Origin of the sequence: Nonomuraea sp. NPDC049504 (assembly GCF_040676845.1) — a bacterium.
In the GTDB taxonomy this organism is placed as follows: Bacteria; Actinomycetota; Actinomycetes; order Streptosporangiales; family Streptosporangiaceae; genus Nonomuraea; species Nonomuraea salmonea.
This window is the reverse complement of record NZ_JBFAPT010000005.1, coordinates 102,698-121,121: the sequence shown is the minus strand read 5'-3', so window position 1 is coordinate 121,121 and position 18,424 is coordinate 102,698. Positions and strand designations below refer to the sequence as shown.

At 70.6% G+C, this 18,424-nt stretch carries 16 protein-coding genes; 6 read left to right on the top strand and 10 right to left on the bottom strand.

Annotation, left to right across the window (positions count from 1 at the left end):
* The first annotated feature begins 47 nt into the window (after positions 1-47).
* Positions 48-1,106, top strand: coding sequence for a histidinol-phosphate transaminase (gene hisC / locus AB0K28_RS11905; protein ID WP_364368276.1), 1,059 nt, complete (start codon positions 48-50; stop codon positions 1,104-1,106).
* Here hisC and AB0K28_RS11900 read toward each other — a convergent pair whose 3' ends face one another.
* The 5 genes from AB0K28_RS11900 to purD form a co-directional block, all read right to left on the bottom strand.
* Positions 1,107-2,063, bottom strand: a complete 957-nt coding sequence (locus AB0K28_RS11900) for an EamA family transporter (protein WP_364368273.1) — start codon at positions 2,061-2,063, stop codon at positions 1,107-1,109.
* Between the two features lie 475 nt (positions 2,064-2,538).
* Positions 2,539-3,828, bottom strand: coding sequence for a GTP cyclohydrolase IIa (locus tag AB0K28_RS11895; RefSeq protein WP_345393805.1), 1,290 nt, complete (start codon positions 3,826-3,828; stop codon positions 2,539-2,541).
* Between the two features lie 201 nt (positions 3,829-4,029).
* Positions 4,030-5,295, bottom strand: coding sequence for a UDP-N-acetylglucosamine 1-carboxyvinyltransferase (gene murA, locus AB0K28_RS11890; protein WP_364368270.1), 1,266 nt, complete (start codon positions 5,293-5,295; stop codon positions 4,030-4,032).
* Positions 5,296-5,373: 78 nt separating this feature from the next.
* On the bottom strand, positions 5,374-6,210 hold the full coding sequence (locus tag AB0K28_RS11885; protein WP_364368268.1) for a phosphoribosylaminoimidazolesuccinocarboxamide synthase: 837 nt from the start codon (positions 6,208-6,210) through the stop codon (positions 5,374-5,376).
* Positions 6,211-6,389: 179 nt separating this feature from the next.
* Positions 6,390-7,610, bottom strand: coding sequence for a phosphoribosylamine--glycine ligase (gene purD / locus AB0K28_RS11880; RefSeq protein WP_364368265.1), 1,221 nt, complete (start codon positions 7,608-7,610; stop codon positions 6,390-6,392).
* A gap of 465 nt (positions 7,611-8,075) precedes the next feature.
* Between purD and corA the strand changes: the two genes are divergently transcribed.
* Positions 8,076-9,119, top strand: a complete 1,044-nt coding sequence (corA, locus tag AB0K28_RS11875) for a magnesium/cobalt transporter CorA (protein ID WP_364368262.1) — start codon at positions 8,076-8,078, stop codon at positions 9,117-9,119.
* Here corA and AB0K28_RS11870 read toward each other — a convergent pair whose 3' ends face one another.
* A complete protein-coding gene (locus AB0K28_RS11870; protein WP_364368259.1) occupies positions 9,120-10,025 on the bottom strand; it encodes a glycerophosphodiester phosphodiesterase family protein in 906 nt (301 codons plus the stop codon). It abuts the gene before it with no gap.
* 109 nt (positions 10,026-10,134) lie between these two features.
* Here AB0K28_RS11870 and AB0K28_RS11865 point away from each other — a divergent pair, with 109 nt between their 5' ends.
* Positions 10,135-10,782 (top strand): GNAT family N-acetyltransferase, encoded by a 648-nt coding sequence (locus tag AB0K28_RS11865; RefSeq protein WP_364368256.1) that lies wholly within the window; start codon positions 10,135-10,137, stop codon positions 10,780-10,782.
* Positions 10,783-10,789: 7 nt separating this feature from the next.
* Here AB0K28_RS11865 and AB0K28_RS11860 read toward each other — a convergent pair whose 3' ends face one another.
* The 3 genes from AB0K28_RS11860 to fbaA form a co-directional block, all read right to left on the bottom strand.
* Entirely contained in the window at positions 10,790-12,073 is a 1,284-nt protein-coding gene (locus AB0K28_RS11860) for an adenylosuccinate synthase (RefSeq protein ID WP_345393817.1), read from the bottom strand.
* 99 nt (positions 12,074-12,172) lie between these two features.
* Positions 12,173-12,583 carry a DUF3151 domain-containing protein gene (locus AB0K28_RS11855; RefSeq protein WP_345393820.1) on the bottom strand — a complete coding sequence of 137 codons (411 nt, stop codon included), beginning with the start codon at positions 12,581-12,583 and terminating at the stop codon, positions 12,173-12,175.
* A 34-nt stretch (positions 12,584-12,617) separates the two neighbouring features.
* Entirely contained in the window at positions 12,618-13,640 is a 1,023-nt protein-coding gene (fbaA, locus tag AB0K28_RS11850; RefSeq protein ID WP_364368252.1) for a class II fructose-bisphosphate aldolase, read from the bottom strand.
* Positions 13,641-13,770: 130 nt separating this feature from the next.
* Here fbaA and AB0K28_RS11845 point away from each other — a divergent pair, with 130 nt between their 5' ends.
* Complete coding sequence (locus AB0K28_RS11845) at positions 13,771-14,484, top strand: VTT domain-containing protein (protein WP_364368249.1); 714 nt, start codon at positions 13,771-13,773, stop codon at positions 14,482-14,484.
* A gap of 64 nt (positions 14,485-14,548) precedes the next feature.
* Positions 14,549-15,016: a hypothetical protein gene (locus AB0K28_RS11840; RefSeq protein WP_364368247.1), complete on the top strand. Its 468-nt coding sequence runs from the start codon at positions 14,549-14,551 to the stop codon at positions 15,014-15,016.
* Positions 15,017-15,138: 122 nt separating this feature from the next.
* On the opposite strand, the gene pyrE is transcribed toward AB0K28_RS11840, so the two are convergent.
* Positions 15,139-15,672: an orotate phosphoribosyltransferase gene (gene pyrE, locus AB0K28_RS11835; protein WP_345393832.1), complete on the bottom strand. Its 534-nt coding sequence runs from the start codon at positions 15,670-15,672 to the stop codon at positions 15,139-15,141.
* A 374-nt stretch (positions 15,673-16,046) separates the two neighbouring features.
* Here pyrE and AB0K28_RS11830 point away from each other — a divergent pair, with 374 nt between their 5' ends.
* Entirely contained in the window at positions 16,047-18,422 is a 2,376-nt protein-coding gene (locus AB0K28_RS11830) for a sigma-70 family RNA polymerase sigma factor (RefSeq protein WP_364368246.1), read from the top strand.
* Positions 18,423-18,424 lie beyond the last annotated feature (2 nt).

Genomic DNA, 18,424 nt, shown 5'->3' with positions numbered 1-18,424 from the left:
GACAGGCGGGTGATGTCCCACCCGGCCGCTGCTCTTAAGGTGATGCCATGCCTCGATTCCGCCAGATTCTCGACACCATGGCCCCCTACACGCCGGGCAAGGCGGTCGCCGCGCCCGATGGGCGGTCGTACAAGCTGTCGTCCAACGAGTCCCCGTACGACCCGCTGCCCTCCGTGGTCGAGGCCATCGCCGAGGGGGCCAGGAACATCCATCGCTACCCCGACGCGGGCGCGGTCAAGCTGACCGAGGCCGTCGCGGAGCGCTTCGGCGTGCCGGAGGCCCACGTCGCGCTGGGGGCGGGGTCCGTGACCGTGGCGCAGCAGCTGTTCGAGACGGTGAGCGAGCCGGGCGCCGAGGTGGTCTACGCGTGGCGGTCGTTCGAGGCGTACCCGCTGCTCGCCGACCTCGCCGGGGTGACGTCCGTACGCGTGCCGCTGGCGGGCGAAGATCACGACCTCGACGCCATGGCCGAGGCGATCACGGACCGTACCCGCATGGTGTTCGTGTGCAACCCGAACAACCCGACGGGCACCGCCATCCGCAGGGCCGCCCTTGAGTCGTTCCTCGACAGGGTGCCGGAGACCGTGCTGGTCGTGCTGGACGAGGCCTACCGCGAGTACGTCCGCGACGAGGACGTGCCCGACGGCCTGACCCTCTACCGCGACCGGCCGAACGTGGTCGTGCTGCGCACGTTCTCCAAGGCGTACGGGCTGGCCGGGCTGCGCGTCGGCTACATGATCGCGCAGGAGCCCGTGGCCACGGCCGTGCGCAAGACGATCATCCCGTTCGCCGTCAACAGCCTTGCCCAGGTGGCCGCGATCGCCTCGCTGGCCGCCGAGGACGAGCTGCTCGACCGGGTCGAGCGGGTGGTCAAGGAGCGCACCCGCGTCCGCGAGACGCTCATCGGGCAGGGCTGGACGGTGCCGCACTCCGAGGCCAACTTCGTCTGGCTGCGGCTCGGCGAGCGCACGCTCGACTTCGCCGCCGAGTGCGCGAAGGACGGGGTGGCGGTGCGGCCGTTCCAGCCCGAGGGCGTGCGGGTGTCGATCGGCTCGCCCGAGGCGAACGACGCCTTCCTCGCCGCCGCCGCGCGCTTCCGCGCCTGATCAGGCGTTCTGCGGCGCCGTGACCTCGTCGGCCGGCGCCGGCGCCGGCCTCCTCTTCGCGCGTCGCTCTGTCGAGACCACCAGGGCGACGCCGATGAGGATCACCACGCCGCCGAGCACGATCTGCACGGTCACGTGCTCGTTGACCACCAGCACGCCCAGGATGACCGCGACGACCGGGTTGACGTAGGCGTACGTCGAGACGAGCGAGATGGGCGCGTTGCCGAGCAGCCACGTGTACGCGGTGAACCCGACGAGCGAGCCCACCAGCACCAGGTAGGCCAGCGCCGCCCACGAGCGCCCGGAGATCGCGGCGAGGTCGACGTGCTCGCCGATCGAGGTGCTGACGATCGCCAGCCCGGCGCCGCCGGCCAGCATCTCGACCGCGCTGGCCGTCCACACGTTGGGCGGCATGGGGATGCGGGCGGACAGGAACGAGCCGATCGACCACGACAGCGAGGCGAGCAGGATCACCACGATGCCGGTGGTGCCGGCCGCCTCGCCGCCGCCGTTGAGCGACAGCGCGGCCACGCCCCCGAACCCGACGAGCACGCCCCCGATCGTCAGCAGCGCGGGCCGGTCGCGGGCCATGATTCTGAATACGACCAGCCACAGCGGCACCGAGGCCACCAGCAGCGCGGCCAGGCCGCTGGAGATGTGCTGCTCGGCGACGGCCACCATGCCGTTGCCGCCGGTCAGCAGCAGCAGCCCGACGAGCGCGGCGCCGCCGAACTGGCGCGGCGTCATCCTGAACGCGGCCCTACCTTTCTTGATCAGCAGGAACGCGGCCAGAAGGAGCGAGGCGGTGACGAACCGGGAGGCGCCGTGCAGCAGCGGCGGCATCGTCTCGATGGCGATCCTGATGCCGAGGTACGTCGAGCCCCACACGACGTAGACGATCGCCAGAGCGCCCCAGATGAGGAGAGGGGAGCGGCTGTCAGGAGCGTTGGCAGTCATGGCTCATGACTGTACAGCGCAAGACCGACAGAACACCCACGAATATCAGTCCTTGGACTCGGCGCGCGGACGCGCTGACAGGGCCGGTGCCGCGGGTCATGGGGAAGGAGGCCGCCCTGGGGGTGATAGGCGCTCACAGCGCTGCACAGCCCCGCCTGACACCGTTCGTGCGGGCGGACACACCAGCCCATTCCCTAACCAAGACCGAAAAGGCGCACGAGGGCCGTCGAACCTCACGCTACGCAGGGGGATCGTCACCACGGACGGCCGGCGCCGAAAGGATTTGGTGCCCCCGTCCGAATCCCGTCGATCGGGGGCGACGGAGAACATACCCGCATCTACACGCGTCAACCAATGAGTTCACAAGAGTGCGCCCGCAATGTTCCCGAAGCCGACACGCTTCGGTCAACGAGCGAGCCGGCCCGCCGCGAAACGTGCGGCGGGCCGGCCCTGTGCACGCCGGGGCCACCCCAGCTCAGCGGGGCCCGAGCTTCTCCACGATCAGCCGGTAGAGCTGGCGCGGACGCCCCGGCTGCGGCGTGCGGTTGGGCGGAAGCGGCCACGCGAGTCCCTCGTCAACCAACGTGCGCAGCAACCGCCGTGCCGTACGCGGCGTGACCCCGAGCATCTTGCCCGCTCCTTCGGCGTCGACCACCGTGTCGCCGCCTTCGAGCTTGGCCGCCAGCCGGGCCAGTACTTCCACTCCTTTCGGTTTCAGTGCGGTGGCCCCGGTCGGTGGCATCCGCGGAGCCGGGATCAGCGCCCGCCCCTCGCGGTCCACCGCGAAGCCCTGTGCCTGCTTGCCCGCCTGCGTCCGCGCCAACGCGGCGCGTGCATGCGACTCGGCGTCGTGCGTCGTGCGACCCATGCCCACACCGACCTCGACCGCCAGCCCCAGCTCCTCCCTGATCCTGGCGGCGAAGGGCAACACCCTGAACCCGTCCGTCGCCGCCGCGATCGAGCCCCTGGTGGCGGTCACCAGGTAGCTGTGATCGTCGATGGGCCAGACGGTGGCGTTGATCCTGTTCGCCTCCTGGACCAGCAGCCGGTGCAGCGACAGCCGCAGCTCGTCGCGCCAGTAGCGGGGGGCCGCGCGCCGCACGGGCTCGCGCAGCGTCGGCACCTCCACCAGCACGACGGTCAGCTGTGACTCCTCCAGCCGGTGATGCGCCCCGAGCAGCGCCGCAGTGTGCAGCGCCGTACGGACCGCCGCCGAGGTCGGCCTGATCCTGATGACCGGTACGCCTGCCGTGTGCAGTCGTTCGGCCACCGCGGGCAGGCATGTGAGCGCTCCCGTGGTAGCGCCCTGCCGGGCCAGGCGTTCGTGATAGGCCGCGATCGTGCCGGTGGCTCCCGGCTCGTCACGGCTGTGCACGTCCGCCGCGGGGATGCCGAGGTCGGTGTACGCCTCCTCGACATCGGCCCTGCTGACCACGTCGATGCTGACCCTTTTCGGGTCGACGCGGGTGTCGAGCGCGGCCTTGGCCAGCGCCGCCACCAGTGCCGCTCCGCCGAGTTGCACGTACGTCGCGGGCATCGTCAGCACGCCTGAACGCCTGGCCAGGTCATAGGGGACCGGGCTGGCGAACAGGCACGCGTCGACACCGGGACCGAGCCGCGTCACCTTGTCGGGCGCCTCCTGCTCGTCGCGGTAGGCCGCGGCGACCAGGCGACACGGCAGCGGCGCCGCGGCGTGACCCATCAGCATGACTCGCTCGACCAGGTCGTGGGGTCCGACCACGCCGATGGTGAGGTCCGGTGTCATAGCGCCCGGGCGTGACACTCGGGGAGTTTCTTCGGCCCTCTCGACCAATGTTCGTCCCATCCTGCCGTCCGTTGCAGTGCTCTCTTTTGGAACGATCGCTCGCGGGGGCCGTAATGTCACGCCCGACTTTTCCGGAAAGCCGTTCTGGTTGACCGCCCGACTACGTGTTTATGCAGCTCATCGCCACTTTTCTGGCGATTTTTAGCGTTCAGAAATCTCTCGTGTAATGTCCGCTCCGAGAGCCCGCATTCGCGCCGCGAGATGCGCGTGGCCGCGGTCGATGAGGTAACCCGAGTCGATCACCGTCTCGCCTTCGGCGGCCAGACCGGCGAGCACGAGCGCGATGCCCGAGCGCAGATCGTGGGCGGTCACCTGCGTGCCGGTGAGCGGCGTGCGGCCACGGACGACGGCCCTGCTGCCCTTCACCTCGACGTTGGCGCCCATCTTGTTCAGCTCGCCGGCCAGCGCGAACCGGCCGTCGAAGATCCGCTCATGGATGTAGCTGGTGCCGTCGGCGAGGGCCGCGACGGTCATCATCGGCGACTGCAGGTCGGTGGCGAAGCCGGGGTAGGTGTCGGTGATGATGTTGATCGGCCGCAGCGGGCCGTCGCAGCTCACGTGGAGCACGGCGCCCTGCCGGTGGAACTCGACGCCCATCTGCTCCAGCTTGTAGCGCACGACGCCGAGGTCGAGGCCGGTGCCGACGAGGCTGACCTCGCCCTGGGTGAGCGCCGCCGCCATGGCGAAGACGCCGGCGTCGAGCCGGTCGGGCATCACGGTGTGCTCGACGGCGTGCAGCTCGTCGACGCCCTCGACGGTGATGAACCCGGTGCCGCCGCCGCTGATGCGGGCGCCCATCTTGCTCAGCATGTCGATGACGTCGAGCACCTCGGGCTCAAGGGCGGCGTTCTCGATGACCGTGGTGCCCTTGGCCAGGCACGCGGCCATGATGAGGTTTTCTGTGCCGGTGTGGGAGGGCGTGTCGAGATAGAGGGTGGCGCCGGTCAGCCCGGCCGCCTTGACGTGGATGACGGTCTCGCCCTCGTCGACGATCGCGCCCAGGCGCTTGTAGCCGAGGTAGTGGAAGTCGAGGTTGCGGCTGCCGAGGTTGCAGCCGCCCACGCCCTCGACCACGGCCTCGCCGAGGCGGTGCAGCAGGGCGGGGGTGAACAGGACCGACCCGCGAAAGCGCCTGGCGATCTCGGCGGGCAGGACGGGGCTGCTGACCTTGGAGGCGTCGATGACCAGCGTGCGCTCCGACTCGTGCAGCTCGACGTACGCGCCGATCGCCTCGGCCAGTTCGACCGCGCGGCGGACGTCCTCGATGATCGGCACGTTGCGCAGGACGGTGCGGCCCTTGGCGGCCAGCAGAGCCGCACCGATCATGGGGAGCACGGCGTTCTTCGCGCCCTGGATGAACGCGGTTCCACGCAGTGCGTTGCCACCGCGCACGCGGTAACGGACCATTCGTGCGGCTCCTTGAATTCTGGCGGTGAGGCTTGATCGGGCCAACAGTAGTCGCTCACACCACATGACCCAGCCGAATCATCCGCTAAAGGAAGCCCCCGTGATGCGCTCATACGCTTCTAGGTATCGCTGCCGGGTGCGCTCGACGATGTGATCGGGAAGGCGCGGTGGGGGGTTACCGGTGGATTTGTCCCATCCGGATTCGGGCGATAGCAGCCAATCCCGTACGAATTGCTTATCAAAAGACGGCTGGCTGCGGCCCGGCTGCCATTCGTCGGCCGGCCAGAAGCGCGAGGAGTCGGGCGTCAGCACCTCGTCGCCCAGCGTCAGCACGCCGTCGGAGTCCCAGCCCAGCTCGATCTTCGTGTCGGCGACGATGATGCCCCGCTCGGCCGCGATCTCCGCGCCGCGCGCGTAGACGGCCAGCGTGACGCGGCGCAGCTCCTCCGCGGTCTCAGCACCGACTTCTTCCACGACCTGCTCGTACGAGATCGGCTCGTCGTGCCGGCCCTGCGGCGCCTTGGTGGACGGCGTGAAGATCGGCTCGGGCAGCCGCGAGCCGTCCTGCAGCCCGGCGGGCAGCGGCACTCCGGACACCGTGCCGCCCGCGCGGTATTCGGCCAGGCCGCCACCCGTCAGATAGCCCCTGGCCACGCACTCGACCTGCACCATGCGCAGCGGCCTGCACACCACGCTGCGCGCGTCGTCGCCGCGCTTGACGACGTGGTTGGGCACGACGTCCTTGAGCTGGTCGAACCACCACAGCGACATCTGCGTGAGAATGGCCCCCTTGTCGGGGATGTCGGGCTCAAGGACGTGGTCGAAGGCCGAGATCCGGTCGGAGGCGACCATCACCAGCAGGCCGTCGGCTGTCTCATAGAGATCGCGGACCTTGCCAGAGTGCACGTGTTTCACGGGGTCAAGTGTGCCACCGGGCGGCCGGCCACCGGGTGAGGGGTCGCGTGCGCCTTCCGGCGGGGGCGGAGCGCCCCCGCCCTCCCGCCGGAGCGGCCGCCCCGTGTCGTCGTCGTGTCGTCGTCCTGCGGTCAGCCGTCGTGTCGTCGTTGTGGCGTCGTCGTGTCGTGGTCCTGCGGTCAGCGGACGGGCGCGATGTCCGTGCGGTGGTGGGAGCCGCGCAGCTCGATGCGGTCGGCCAGCTCGTACGCCGCCCGCCGCGCGCTCTCCTGGTCGGGCCCGTGACCGACGACGCCGAGCACCCGCCCACCGGCCGACACCACGGCGCCGTCCTTCCTGGCCGTGCCGGCGTGCAGCACGTAGGCCCGATCGGTGGACTGGAGCCCGGTGATCGGGTCGCCCTTGACCGGCGACTCGGGATAGCCCTCGGAGGCGATCACCACGCACACGGCCGAGCCGTCCTTGAAGACGGGGTCGAGCCCCAGCTCACCGGTGGCGGCCGCCATGAGCAGCCCGCCGAGCGGCGTCTCCAGCCGGTCGAGCAGCACCTGCGTCTCGGGGTCGCCGAACCGGGCGTTGAACTCGACCACCTTCGGCCCCTTCGCGGTGAGCGCGAGCCCGACGTAGAGCACGCCCTGGTAGGGCAGCCCGCGCCGGGTCAGCTCGGCGATCGTCGGGTGCACGACCTCGCGCATGACCTGCTCGGTCAGCCCGTCGGGGGCCCACGGCAGCGGCGTGTAGGCGCCCATGCCGCCGGTGTTGGGGCCCTCGTCGCCGTCGTAGGCGCGCTTGAAGTCCTGGGCGAGCTGCAGCGGCACCGCCGTGCTGCCGTCGCACAGCGCGAACAGCGACACCTCGGGCCCGTCGAGGTATTCCTCGATGACGACCCGCTCGCAGGCCAGCGCGTGGGCGAGCGCCGCGGCGCGGTCGTCGGTGACGACGACGCCCTTGCCCGCCGCGAGCCCGTCGTCCTTGACGACGTAGGGGGCGCCGAACTCGTCGAGCGCCGCCGCCGCCTCCGCCTCGGTCGTGCAGGTGCGCGAGCGCGCGGTCGGCACGTCGGCGGCCGTCATGATCTCCTTGGCGAACGCCTTGGAGCCCTCGATCATGGCCGCGTCGCGCGAGGGGCCGAAGCAGGCGAAGCCGGCCTCGCGTACGGCGTCGCTCACCCCGGCCACGAGCGGCGCCTCCGGCCCGATCACCACGAGATCGACCCGCAGCCGCCTGGCCAGCTCGGCCACCTGCTCGGGGTCGAGCGGATCGACGGGATGGACGGTGGCGACCTCCTCGATGCCAGGGTTGCCTGGCGCACAGTGAAGCTCGCTGACCTGCGGATCGAGCTTGAGTGAACGGCACAGGGCGTGCTCACGCCCTCCGGATCCAATGACTAGAACGCGCACGGGCTCCATTGTCGCAGGCCCACCGCCTGACGCGGGTCGCCGGTCGCGATGACACCGGGGACCACAGCGGTGAGGACGGCGCGATGACGCGGAATGCCGGAATAGGCAAGAAACTTTGTGGAGTTCGCCCTAGGCGGGGGCCTGGGGACGAGTATCGTCGAAGAGGTTCTTCCCGCCTGTGGTAGGTTAAGGCGGCTTTGCGGCGTCTCGCGTGATTGGAGGTGGTCCGGGATGAATCCTGGTGATCCCAGCAGTACGTGCTCGCACACGTACGCCGTGCATACCCCCGACCACTCCAATTCGGCAGCCTGATCGTGCCTCCACGCATCTGTGTTTGATTGAGGTGACTTCGTCGCGCGTGGAGCGTGCCTGGTCGGGCGGAAAGGGACTGCCATGCGCTCGTCCACCCTTTTCCGTCGCATCAACCGACACTCCTCCGTACCGTCGCGTGCTCCGCACCAGCACGTGAAGCCCGCCTCCCACGTACGCGTGCCGCCCGGCGACTCCGTCGTCGAGTTCGGCGCCTACGTCCAGGGCAGGAAGGTGCCGGCCACCGGCATCAACGAGGCGCTCGACCTCGTACGCGGGCACAACACCGCCTCCGAGGGCGGCGCCAACGCCTTCGTCTGGGTCGGCCTGCACGAGCCCGCCGCCCCCGAGGTCGAGTGGCTGGCCGGTGTCTTCGGCCTGCACCCCCTCGCCGTCGAGGACGCCGTCAAGGCCCACCAGCGTCCGAAGGTCGAGCGCTACGGCGACTCCTTGTTCATGGTGCTCAAGACCATCGCCTACCTCGACCACGGCGAGCTGACCGACAACAGCGAGATCATCGCCACCGGCGAGATCATGGTGTTCCTCGGCGCGGACTTCGTGGTGACCGTGCGCCACGGCCGGCACTGCCCGCTCAGCTGCGTCCGCGAGCGCCTGGAGGACCGGCCAGAGCTGATGAACCGCGGCCCGGCCGGCGTCCTGCACGCCATCGCCGACCACGTGGTCGACCAGTACCTGCAGGTGGCCGACCTGATGCAGCTGGAGCTCGAGGAGGTCGAGGCCACCGTCTTCGCCGACGTCAGCTCCCGCGACATCAACCGGATCTACCAGCTCAAGCGCGAGATGCTGGAGATGAAGCGGGCGGTCACGCCGCTGCAGGCGCCGCTGTCGGCGCTGCCGCAGCGCCGCGTCGTCCCGTCGGAGATGCGCGAATACTTCCGCGACGTCGGCGACCACCTGTCGCGGGTGTGCGAGCAGGTGGAGTCGTCGAACGAGCTGTGCAGCTCGATCCTGCAGGCCGCGCTGGCACGCTCTAACGCCCTCGCCAACGAGGACATGCGCAAGATCTCGTCCTGGGTGGCGATCCTGGCCGTGCCCACGATGATCGCCGGCATCTACGGCATGAACTTCGACTTCATGCCCGAGACCCACACGGTGTGGGGCTATCCGGCGGTGCTGGCCGTCATGGCGACGGCCTGCGTGCTGCTGCACCGGGGCTTCCGCCGCAACGGCTGGCTCTAGCTAGACGCCCACCGGCTTGAGCGGGCCGACCGGATCGGGCAGCTCAAGGCCCCGCTCCCGCCAAAGGTCCCGCATCCGGTCGGGGTAGTCGGTCACGATGCCGGCCGCGCCCAGATCGAGCATCCTGGCCGCCAGGGCCGGGTCGTTGACGGTCCACACCGCGACGTCGAGCCCGGCGGCCCGCGCCTGGGCCATCAGCGTCTCGTCGACCATGATGTGCTCGGGCGAGAGCGTGGTGGCGCCCGCGTCGCGCGCCGCCGCCGGCACGTCGTCTCCGACGCCCTCGTTCCAGTGGAGGGTGTCGAGCTCGATGAGCGCGAAGCGCCGGGTGCCCGGCGCCAGCTCGGCGGCGTGCCTGATGATCCGCCAGTCGAAGCTGAGCACGGCCGCGTTGTCGAGCCTGCGGTGCCGGTCGAGCTCTTCGAGCACCATCTCGGTGAACAGCTGCGGGTCGGACGTCAGGTGCGGCCGCGTCGGGTCGGACTTCAGCTCGACGTGCACGCGGACGCCGTCGGCCTCGTAGGCGTTGATCAGCCCCAGCACCGCGCCGAGCGTCGGCATGCGGGTCTCGGGCATGGAGACCTGCGTGAGGGCGAACGGGTCGTTGGGGTGGCGCGGCAGGCGTACGCCCACGTCGAGCGTGCGCAGCTGCGCCAGCGTCAGGGAGTTGATGGGCTTGCCGACGTAAGGATAGTGGGGATCGCCGGGGTGGGCCGGCCGCCGGTCGGCGCTGGTGACGGCCGAGACCGTGAGGTCGTGCGTGAGCACGAGCCGGCGGTCGGCGGTGAGCGCGACGTCGAGCTCCAGCGCGTGGACGCCCAGCTCCATCGTGCGGCTCATCCCGGGCAGGGTGTTCTCGGGCCAGAGGCCGCGAGCCCCCCGGTGACCATGTATCTCAACGCGCACAACCGGGACCCTACCTGGCCGGGGGCCCTCTCAGGCAGTGCCACGCCGTGTCCTTTTCATCCTGATACGCCCGGTCGGGCGGATCGGGTCAGACAATAGGCTGTTCTTCATGACGGAGGTTCTCAAAGCAGCCCATTTCCCGACAGTCCGGGCATGGGTTGATGGGTGGGTCATCTCCCGCAAAGCCCCCAGGCCCGTACGCGAGCCCTGGGGCCTGCGCGTGGACGTCGGACTGCCCGGTCACGTGGCCCGCCACGTCGTGGCCGCGCCGACCCCCGAGATCCTCCGCCGCCTGACGGCCACCATCCGCACGCCCGGCACCTGGCTCAAGCTCTGCGCCCCCGCCGAGGCCGTCGAACCGCTGCTCCCGGCCCCCTGGGCCGTCCAGGACCGGGAGTTCATGATGACCGCCCGCCTCACCCGCGACCCCGTGCCCGCGCCACCCGGCTACACGCTGGCCGTCACCACGCGGGCCGGCGTCACCGTGGCCCGGCTGCTCACCGCCGCAGGCGAGGTCGCGGCGCGCGGCCAGTTCGCCGTCGCCGGCCGCACGGCCGTCGTGGACCAGGTGGAGACCGCCGCGGGACATCGCCGCCGCGGCCTCGGCACCGTCGTCATGAAGACGGTCGCGACCACGGCGGCCTCGATGGGCGCCACCACGGGCGTCCTGGTGGCCACCGCCCAGGGGCAGGCGCTCTACTCCACGCTCGGGTGGAGCCTGCACACCCCCGTGACGGCGGCCGTCCTCACCGCGTAGCGCGGGGTCACACCAGCGGGCGCACCACGATCGTCTGGTCGCGGCCAGGGCCCACGCCGATCGCCGAGATCGGGGCGCCGCTCATCGCCTCCAGCGTGCGCACGTACGCCTGCGCGTTCGGCGGCAGGTCCTCGAACGACTTGGCGCTGGAGATGTCCTCCTGCCAGCCGGGGAACTCCTCGTAGATCGGCTTCGCGTGGTGGAAGTCGGTCTGCGTCATCGGGATCTCGTCGTGGCGTACGCCGTCCACCTCGTACGCCACGCACACCGGGATCCGCTCCAGGCCCGACAGCACGTCGAGCTTGGTGAGGAAGTAGTCGGTGATGCCGTTGATCCTGGTCGCGTAGCGGGCGATCACCGCGTCGAACCAGCCGCAGCGGCGGTTGCGGCCCGTGGTGACGCCGTACTCGCCGCCGGTCTTGCGCAGCCACTCGCCCACCTCGTCGGTCAGCTCGGTCGGGAAGGGACCGGAGCCGACGCGCGTGGTGTACGCCTTGAGGATGCCGATGATCTTGGTGAGCCGGTTCGGCGGGATGCCCGCCCCCGCGCACGCGCCGCCCGAGGTCGGCGAGGAGGAGGTGACGAACGGGTACGTGCCGTGGTCGATGTCCAGCAGCGTGCCCTGACCGCCCTCAAGCAGCACGAACTTGTCCTCGTCCAGGGCCTTCGACAGCACCAGCGAGGTGTCGGCGATGTGCGGCTTGAGCCGCTCGGCGTAGGCGAGGTACTCGTCGAGCACCGCCGCCGGGTCGATGCCGCGGCGGTTGTAGACCTTGGTCAGCACCTGGTTCTTCTCGGTCAGCGCGACCTCGATCTTCTTCGCCAGGATGCCCGGGTCGAGCAGGTCCTGGACGCGCACGCCCATCCGGGCGATCTTGTCTCCGTACGCGGGCCCGATGCCGCGTCCGGTGGTGCCGATCCTGGCCTTGCCCAGGTAGCGTTCGGTCACCTTGTCGAGGGCCTTGTGGTGCGGCATGATCAGGTGCGCGCTCGCCGAGATCAGCAGCCGCTCGGCGGAGATGCCCCGCTCGGCCAGCCCGTCGATCTCGCTGAGCAGCACTCCCGGGTCGATCACCACGCCGTTGCCGATCACCGGCACCACCTCCGGCGACAGGATCCCCGTGGGGAGCAGGTGCAGCGCGTACTTCTGATCACCGATGACCACGGTGTGACCCGCGTTGTTGCCCCCCTGATAGCGGACGACGTAGTCGACGTCGCCACCGAGCAGGTCGGTGGCCTTGCCCTTGCCCTCATCGCCCCACTGGGCACCCACGAGAACGGCAGCCGGCATGGTTCAGTCTCCCGAGCACAAAACGAAAACCCCTGACGCAAGCGCGACAGGGGCTCTTGCGTAGAGAGACTACCCGAACGTGCCTATTCGTCCCAAGAGTCAGCCCTTGGTCAGCGCGTCGTAGCCGGTCGCCGTGCTGTCCTTGAGGAACTGCAGGCACCGCTCGGCCTCGTCCTTCTCACCGATCGCCTGCGCGGCGCGGGACAAAGCGTAGAGGCAGCGCAGGAAACCCCGGTTGGGCTCATGCTCCCACGGGATGGGCCCATGTCCCTTCCAGCCGCTGCGGCGCAGCGCGTCGAGCCCGCGGTGGTAGCCCGTACGGGCGAAGGCGTAGGAGGTCACGGCGTGGCCCTGGGCGAAGTATTCCTCAGCGAGAGCAGCCCAGGCCGCCGGATAGGCGGGGAAACGCGCGGCCACGTCGGCGGCCTTGGCACCGGATTCCAGTGCCTGCCTGGCCTCGGGGAGGTCCGGCAGCTGAGTCGGGGGCGGCCCGGCGAGAAGGTTATCCATAGGACAAGTCATACCCGCCGCGCCGCCCAAATGACTAGGAGATCTTCGTCCCAGCGCTCTTCAGGCTCTGGCACGCCTCGACCACGCGGGCGGCCATGCCGGCCTCGGCGGCCTTGCCGTACGCGCGGGGGTCGTAGGTCTTCTTGTTGCCGACGTCACCGTCGACCTTGAGCACGCCGTCGTAGTTGCGGAACATGTGGTCGGCGATCGGGCGGGTGAAGGCGTACTGCGTGTCGGTGTCGACGTTCATCTTCACCACGCCGTACGAGATGGCCTCCTGGATCTCCTCGAGCAGCGAGCCGGAGCCGCCGTGGAAGACCAGGTCGAACGGCTTGTCCTTGCCGTACTTCGCGCCCACCGCGTCCTGGATCTCCTTGAGCACGCTCGGCCGCAGCTTGACGTGGCCCGGCTTGTACACCCCGTGCACGTTGCCGAACGTGGCGGCCAGCATGTAGCGGCCCTTGTCGCCGACGCCCACGGCCTCGGCGGTGGCCAGCGCGTCCTCGGCCGTCGTGTACAGCTTCTCGTTGATCTCGCCGACGACGCCGTCCTCCTCGCCGCCGACGACGCCGATCTCCATCTCCATGATGATCCGCGCCCTGGCGCACTTCTCCAGGAGTTCCTTGGCGATCTCCAGGTTCTCGTCCAGCGGAACGGCGGAGCCGTCCCACATGTGCGACTGGAAGAGCGGGTCGAGGCCCTTGGAGACCCGCTCCAGCGAGATGTCGATCAGCGGCCGCATGAAGCCGTCGAGCTTGTCCTTCGGGCAGTGGTCGGTGTGCAGCGCCACCGTGACGGGGTATTTCGCGGCCACCACCCGCGCGTACTCGGCGAGCGCCGTCGCGCCCGTGACCATGTCCTTGACCGTGGCGCCCGAGAGGAACTCCGCACCGCCTGTGGAGACCTGCACGATGCCGTCGCTCTCGGCCTCGGCGAAGCCGCGCAGTGCGGCGTTCAGCGTCTGGGAGGAGGTCACGTTGATCGCCGGGTAGGCGAATCCGCCGGCCTTGGCCCGGTCGAGCATCTCAGCGTAGACCTCTGGAGTCGCAATAGGCATGATTCATCTCCCTGAGAAGTTACGGCTTCGCGCCAGGGCCCAGTATCCCGGCTCACTACCCGCTGTGGTAGAGACAACGCGCGCTTGATGGTCATCTCGCGCATCCTGGCTACAGGTAGGCTCTCCCCCCGTGGACTCGCTCTTGAATCTCCTTGACCCGACATGGTGGCTGACCCTTTTGGGGGCTTTTGCCACTATCGGAGTGCTCGCCATCATCTTCGCCGAAACGGGGCTCCTGCTCGGGTTCTTCCTGCCTGGCGACTCGCTGCTGGTGGCGGCGGGGATTTTCAGTGCGGCCGAGGTCGCGAAAGGGATGGGCATCGAGCCGCTCTCTTTCCCCCTCCTCGTGATCGGCACACCCCTCTGCGCCATCGCCGGCGCTCAGCTCGGGCATTTCCTCGGTGCGCGATTCGGCCGCAAGATGTTCGACAAACCCGATTCGCGGCTGTTCAAGCGCGACCACGTGGTCAGGGCGGAAGAGTTCTTCGAGAAGTTCGGTCCCGCCAAGGCGGTCATTCTGGCGAGGTTCGTGCCGATCGTCCGCACGTTCATGAATCCCGTCGCCGGCGTGCTCGGCATGACCCCCAAGCGTTTCTTCCTCTGGAACGTCATCGGCGGCCTCGTCTGGGTCGAGGGCCTGCTCTTCCTCGGCTACTTCCTGGGCGGCCAGGTCGACCCCAAGCAGATCGACAAGTACATCCTGCCCGGCGTCTTCCTCATCGTGCTCATCTCGCTGATCCCGATCTTCGTCGAGGCCATCAAGCACCGCAGGGCCGGCAAGCAACTCCCCGAGCCCAGCGGCAAGCACCACCGCGTGCCGACGGGCTTCGACGGCCAATTCTGACCGCCCGCCGCCCGGCCGCTCATGAGCCGGGCGAGGCGGATCATCTCCAGGTACGCTGCCCCCTGTGGGACGCCACAGGTCTGAACCGATGGGCCTCGCCCGATTAGCGCTCCTCGTCCTGGGCGCGTCAGCGGTGGTGGCACTCCTGTTCGTCGGCGGGCGGGCACTGCTCGGCTCGGTCGGCTCGATCGGCGAGGCCGCCCCCGAGCGCTCGCGCGAGCGTGCCCCCGCCACCGACACCGCCACGCCTGACGCGACCTCTGACGCCACCCCGGCGAGCACCGCGCGGGTGCCCACCGTACGCATCGAATGCCTCGCCGAGAACTGCCCCCTGGTCACGGTCCGCGTACCGGGCGGCGACGTCCTCCACTACCGCGACATGAGCCGCGGCGAGGAGGTCAGCTACTTCGAGCCGGAGCTGGACGTGGTCCTGACCGACGCCGGCACCGTCCGCGTCACGGCGAACGGCAAGCCCCGCGAACAGGGCGCCGAAGGCGAACGCGAAGCCTTCACGGTCACGTCCCCCGACTGACGGGCCGGGCGGCCAGAGGCGGGGCCGACCGGTTAGGACGTGAGCTGAGCCGGAACCCGGCGCAGGCCGCCCAGATCAAGCCAGGGCCCAGGCCGGCCGGCGCGCAGGGTGCGTAAGTCGAGTTAGAGGCCGAGGTCGGCCAGTGTGTAACCCGTGCGGTATTCGAGCCCTTCCGCCGTGACGCGCTCGGTGGCGCCACGGTCGACGATCGTCGCGACGGCCACCACCTCGGCGCCCGCCTCACGCAACGCCTCCACAGCGGTCAGCGGGGACGACCCCGTGGTGGAGGTGTCCTCGACGACCAGCACCCGCCGCCCCTTGACCTCGGGCCCCTCGATCCGCCGCTGCATGCCATGGGCCTTCTGCGCCTTGCGCACCACGAACGCATCGAGCGTCCGCCCCCGAGCCGCCGCCGCGTGCAGCATCGCGACCGCCACCGGGTCGGCCCCCATGGTGAGCCCGCCGACGGCGTCGTAGTCGAGGTCGGCGGTCAGGTCGAGCATCACCCGCCCGACGAGCGGCGCCGCCACGCCGTCGAGCGTGATGCGCCGCAGATCGAGATAGAAGTCGGCCTCCTTGCCGGAGGACAGGGTGACCTTGCCGTGCACGATGGCCTTCTTCGTGATCTCGGCCAGGAGGGTGTCGCGATCCGTCATGCGCCCAAGCTTAGGCTCCACCCCACCCCAGCCAGGGCCCAGCCCCACCCGCCCAGCCACGCCGGTCCGCCCAGCCACGTGCCTGCCCAGCCTTGCGCGCCCGCCCAGCCACGCCGGTCTGCCCAGCCACGTGCCTGCCCAGCCTTGCGCGCCCGCCCAGCCACGCCGGTCCGCCCAGCCTCGCGCCTGCCCAGCCTCGCGCCTGCCCAGCTCCGCACGCGCGGGGTCCCGTCCCCCTCCCACGACCTTCGCCCGTGCGGGCGGGAACTTGGGGTTCCGGGACGGGTGCTGGAGTAAAGGCGCATACCCGGTTTAGTCATTGGGGGGAGTGCGGAATGATTGCGCGGGCAACCCCGCGTAATCGTGAGGTCACTATGGGTACTGAATCGCCGCAGAGCGACGCAGAGCTGCTTCAGGCGGTCAGAGAGGGCAATGCCGCTGCTTACGGGCAGCTCTACGAGCGTCACGTGGCGGCGGCGCGCGCCCTGGCCCGGCAGCTCGTCAGGAGCGCCGAGGTCGAGGACGTCGTGGCGGAGGCGTTCACGAAGATCCTCGACCTGGTCGGCAGGGGCGGGGGGCCCGACTCGGGTTTCCGCACCTACCTGCTCACCGTCGTGCGCCGCACGGTCCACGACCGGTCGCGCGTCGAGAGCCGCCAGGTGAGTACGGGCGAGATCGAGCAGTACGACCCGGGTGTGCCTTTCGTCGACCCCGCCCTGGTGGGGCTGGAGAAGTCGCTGATCGCCAGGGCGTACCTGTCGCTGCCCGAGCGGTGGCGGGCCGTGCTGTGGCACACCGAGGTCGAGCGGGCCAGGCCGGCGGAGGTGGCGCCGCTGCTGGGGTTGTCGGCCAACGGCGTGGCGGCGCTGGCGTACCGGGCGAGGGAGGGGCTGCGGCAGGCGTACCTGCAGATGCATCTGGGCGCGCCGCCGCAGCGCGAGTGCCGTCCTGTGCTGGGCAAGATGGGCGCCTACGTACGCGGCGGGCTGGCGCGGCGCGACTCCAAGACGGTGGACGACCACGTCAAGGCGTGCGAGGAGTGCCATGGGGTGCTGCTCGAGCTGACCGACGTCAACAGGGGCCTGCGCGTCATGGTGGGCCCGCTGATCGCCGGGCCGATGTTCGGCGGCTACGCCGCGGCGCTGGCCAAGGTGATGGCGGGCGGCGGCGCCGGGGGTCTGCTGGGCGTGGTGCGGCGGCTGCGCCGGGCGTCCAGGCAGCAGCAGGCCATGCTGGCGGGCGGCACGGCGGTGCTGGTGGCCACGGCGGCCGGGCTGCTGCTGGTGTCCGACGAGCGCCCGCTGCGGGCCGAGCCGCCCGCGTTCACGCCGGTCGCGCAGTCGCCCGCCACGCCCGACCCGGTGCAGGTAGAGGCGCCCCCCGAGACCCCGGTCCCGGTACGCGCCCCGACGCCCAGCGAGGCGCCCGCCCGAGTGCCACCGCCGGCCGACCCCGAGCCGAAACCGGGCCCCGCGCGACTGCGTGCCACGATCGAGCCGCTGGGCGCCCTCGTCCGCGCCGAGCCCGGCATGATCGCCATCCGCCTCCGCAACCACGGCGGCTCCCCGAGCGCCACCCTCACCGCCGACGTCCGCTTGCCGGCCGGCGTGACGCTCATCCCCGCCGCGAAGGGCGGCTCAGGCTTCGCCGTCGCGGGGCCGGTGCGGATGGTGGACGGGTGGAGTTGCCGGCCGGCGGCAAGCGGGGCCAGGTGTGTCAGGAAGGCGCTGGCGGCCGGTCAGGGCACGGCGGTGTTCCTGCGCGTGGCGGTGGCAGGAGAGGCGCCTCACAGCAAGGGGCCTTCTGTGCTCGTCGCGGCCGGAGGGCTTCGAGTGCGGGCCAGAGCCGAGCATGGCGTACGGGCGATGGGGGCGCCGGCCAGATTCGCCACCGACGGGCGGGTGAGCGTGAGGGCGATCGGCAACACGCTGCTGAGCTGCCCGCGCAACGCCATGAGCTGCGCCGAGGCCCGCAGGAGGGCCGGCACCCAGCGTGACAACGACCTGTGGCCGATGAGCGCGCTCGACCTGGACGACCGGCCGGAGACAGAGTCGTCGAGCGGCGCGGCGCTGACGTTGCCGAAGGGCGGCGAGATCGTGTGGGCGGGGCTCTACTGGTCGGCGGCCGGTGAGGAGGCGGGGCCGATCAAGCTGCGCCCGCCGGGCCGGCGGCACTACGTGACGGTCAGGCCCGCCGACGTGGCGGTCCGCGAGCTGCCCCCTGGCCCGGTCTACCAGGCGTTCGCCGACGTCAGCGACCTCGTGGCAGGCGCCCGCAGGAGCGGCACGTGGTGGGCCGCCGACGCCCCCATGCGCGAGGGCGCCGCCCGCCACGCCGGTTGGAGCCTGGTGCTCATCGTGACCGACCCGGACGAGCCGTACAGCCAGGCCATGGTGCTCGACACGGCCACCGTGGTCGGCGGCGCGGCCCGCCGCGTACGCCTCCCGCTGGGCGGCCTCACGCCCGCCGCCGCGCCCGCGAGGGCGGAGCTGGTCGCCTGGGAGGGCGACGCCGACCTCCAGGGCGACAAGGTCTCGCTCGGCTCAGGCCCGCTGACCCCTGTGGGCGGCGGCCGCGACCGCGCGAACGTCTTCGACGGCTCGTCCGGCGGCGTGGCGGAGCTGACCTTCGGCGTGGACGTCGACACGGTCAGCGCCGAGCTCGGCGTCGATCCAGGGCTGACGATCGTCACGGACAAGGACGTGATCCTGTTCGGGGTGGCCGCGCTGAGCGTGCGGGCGCGGCCGTGACC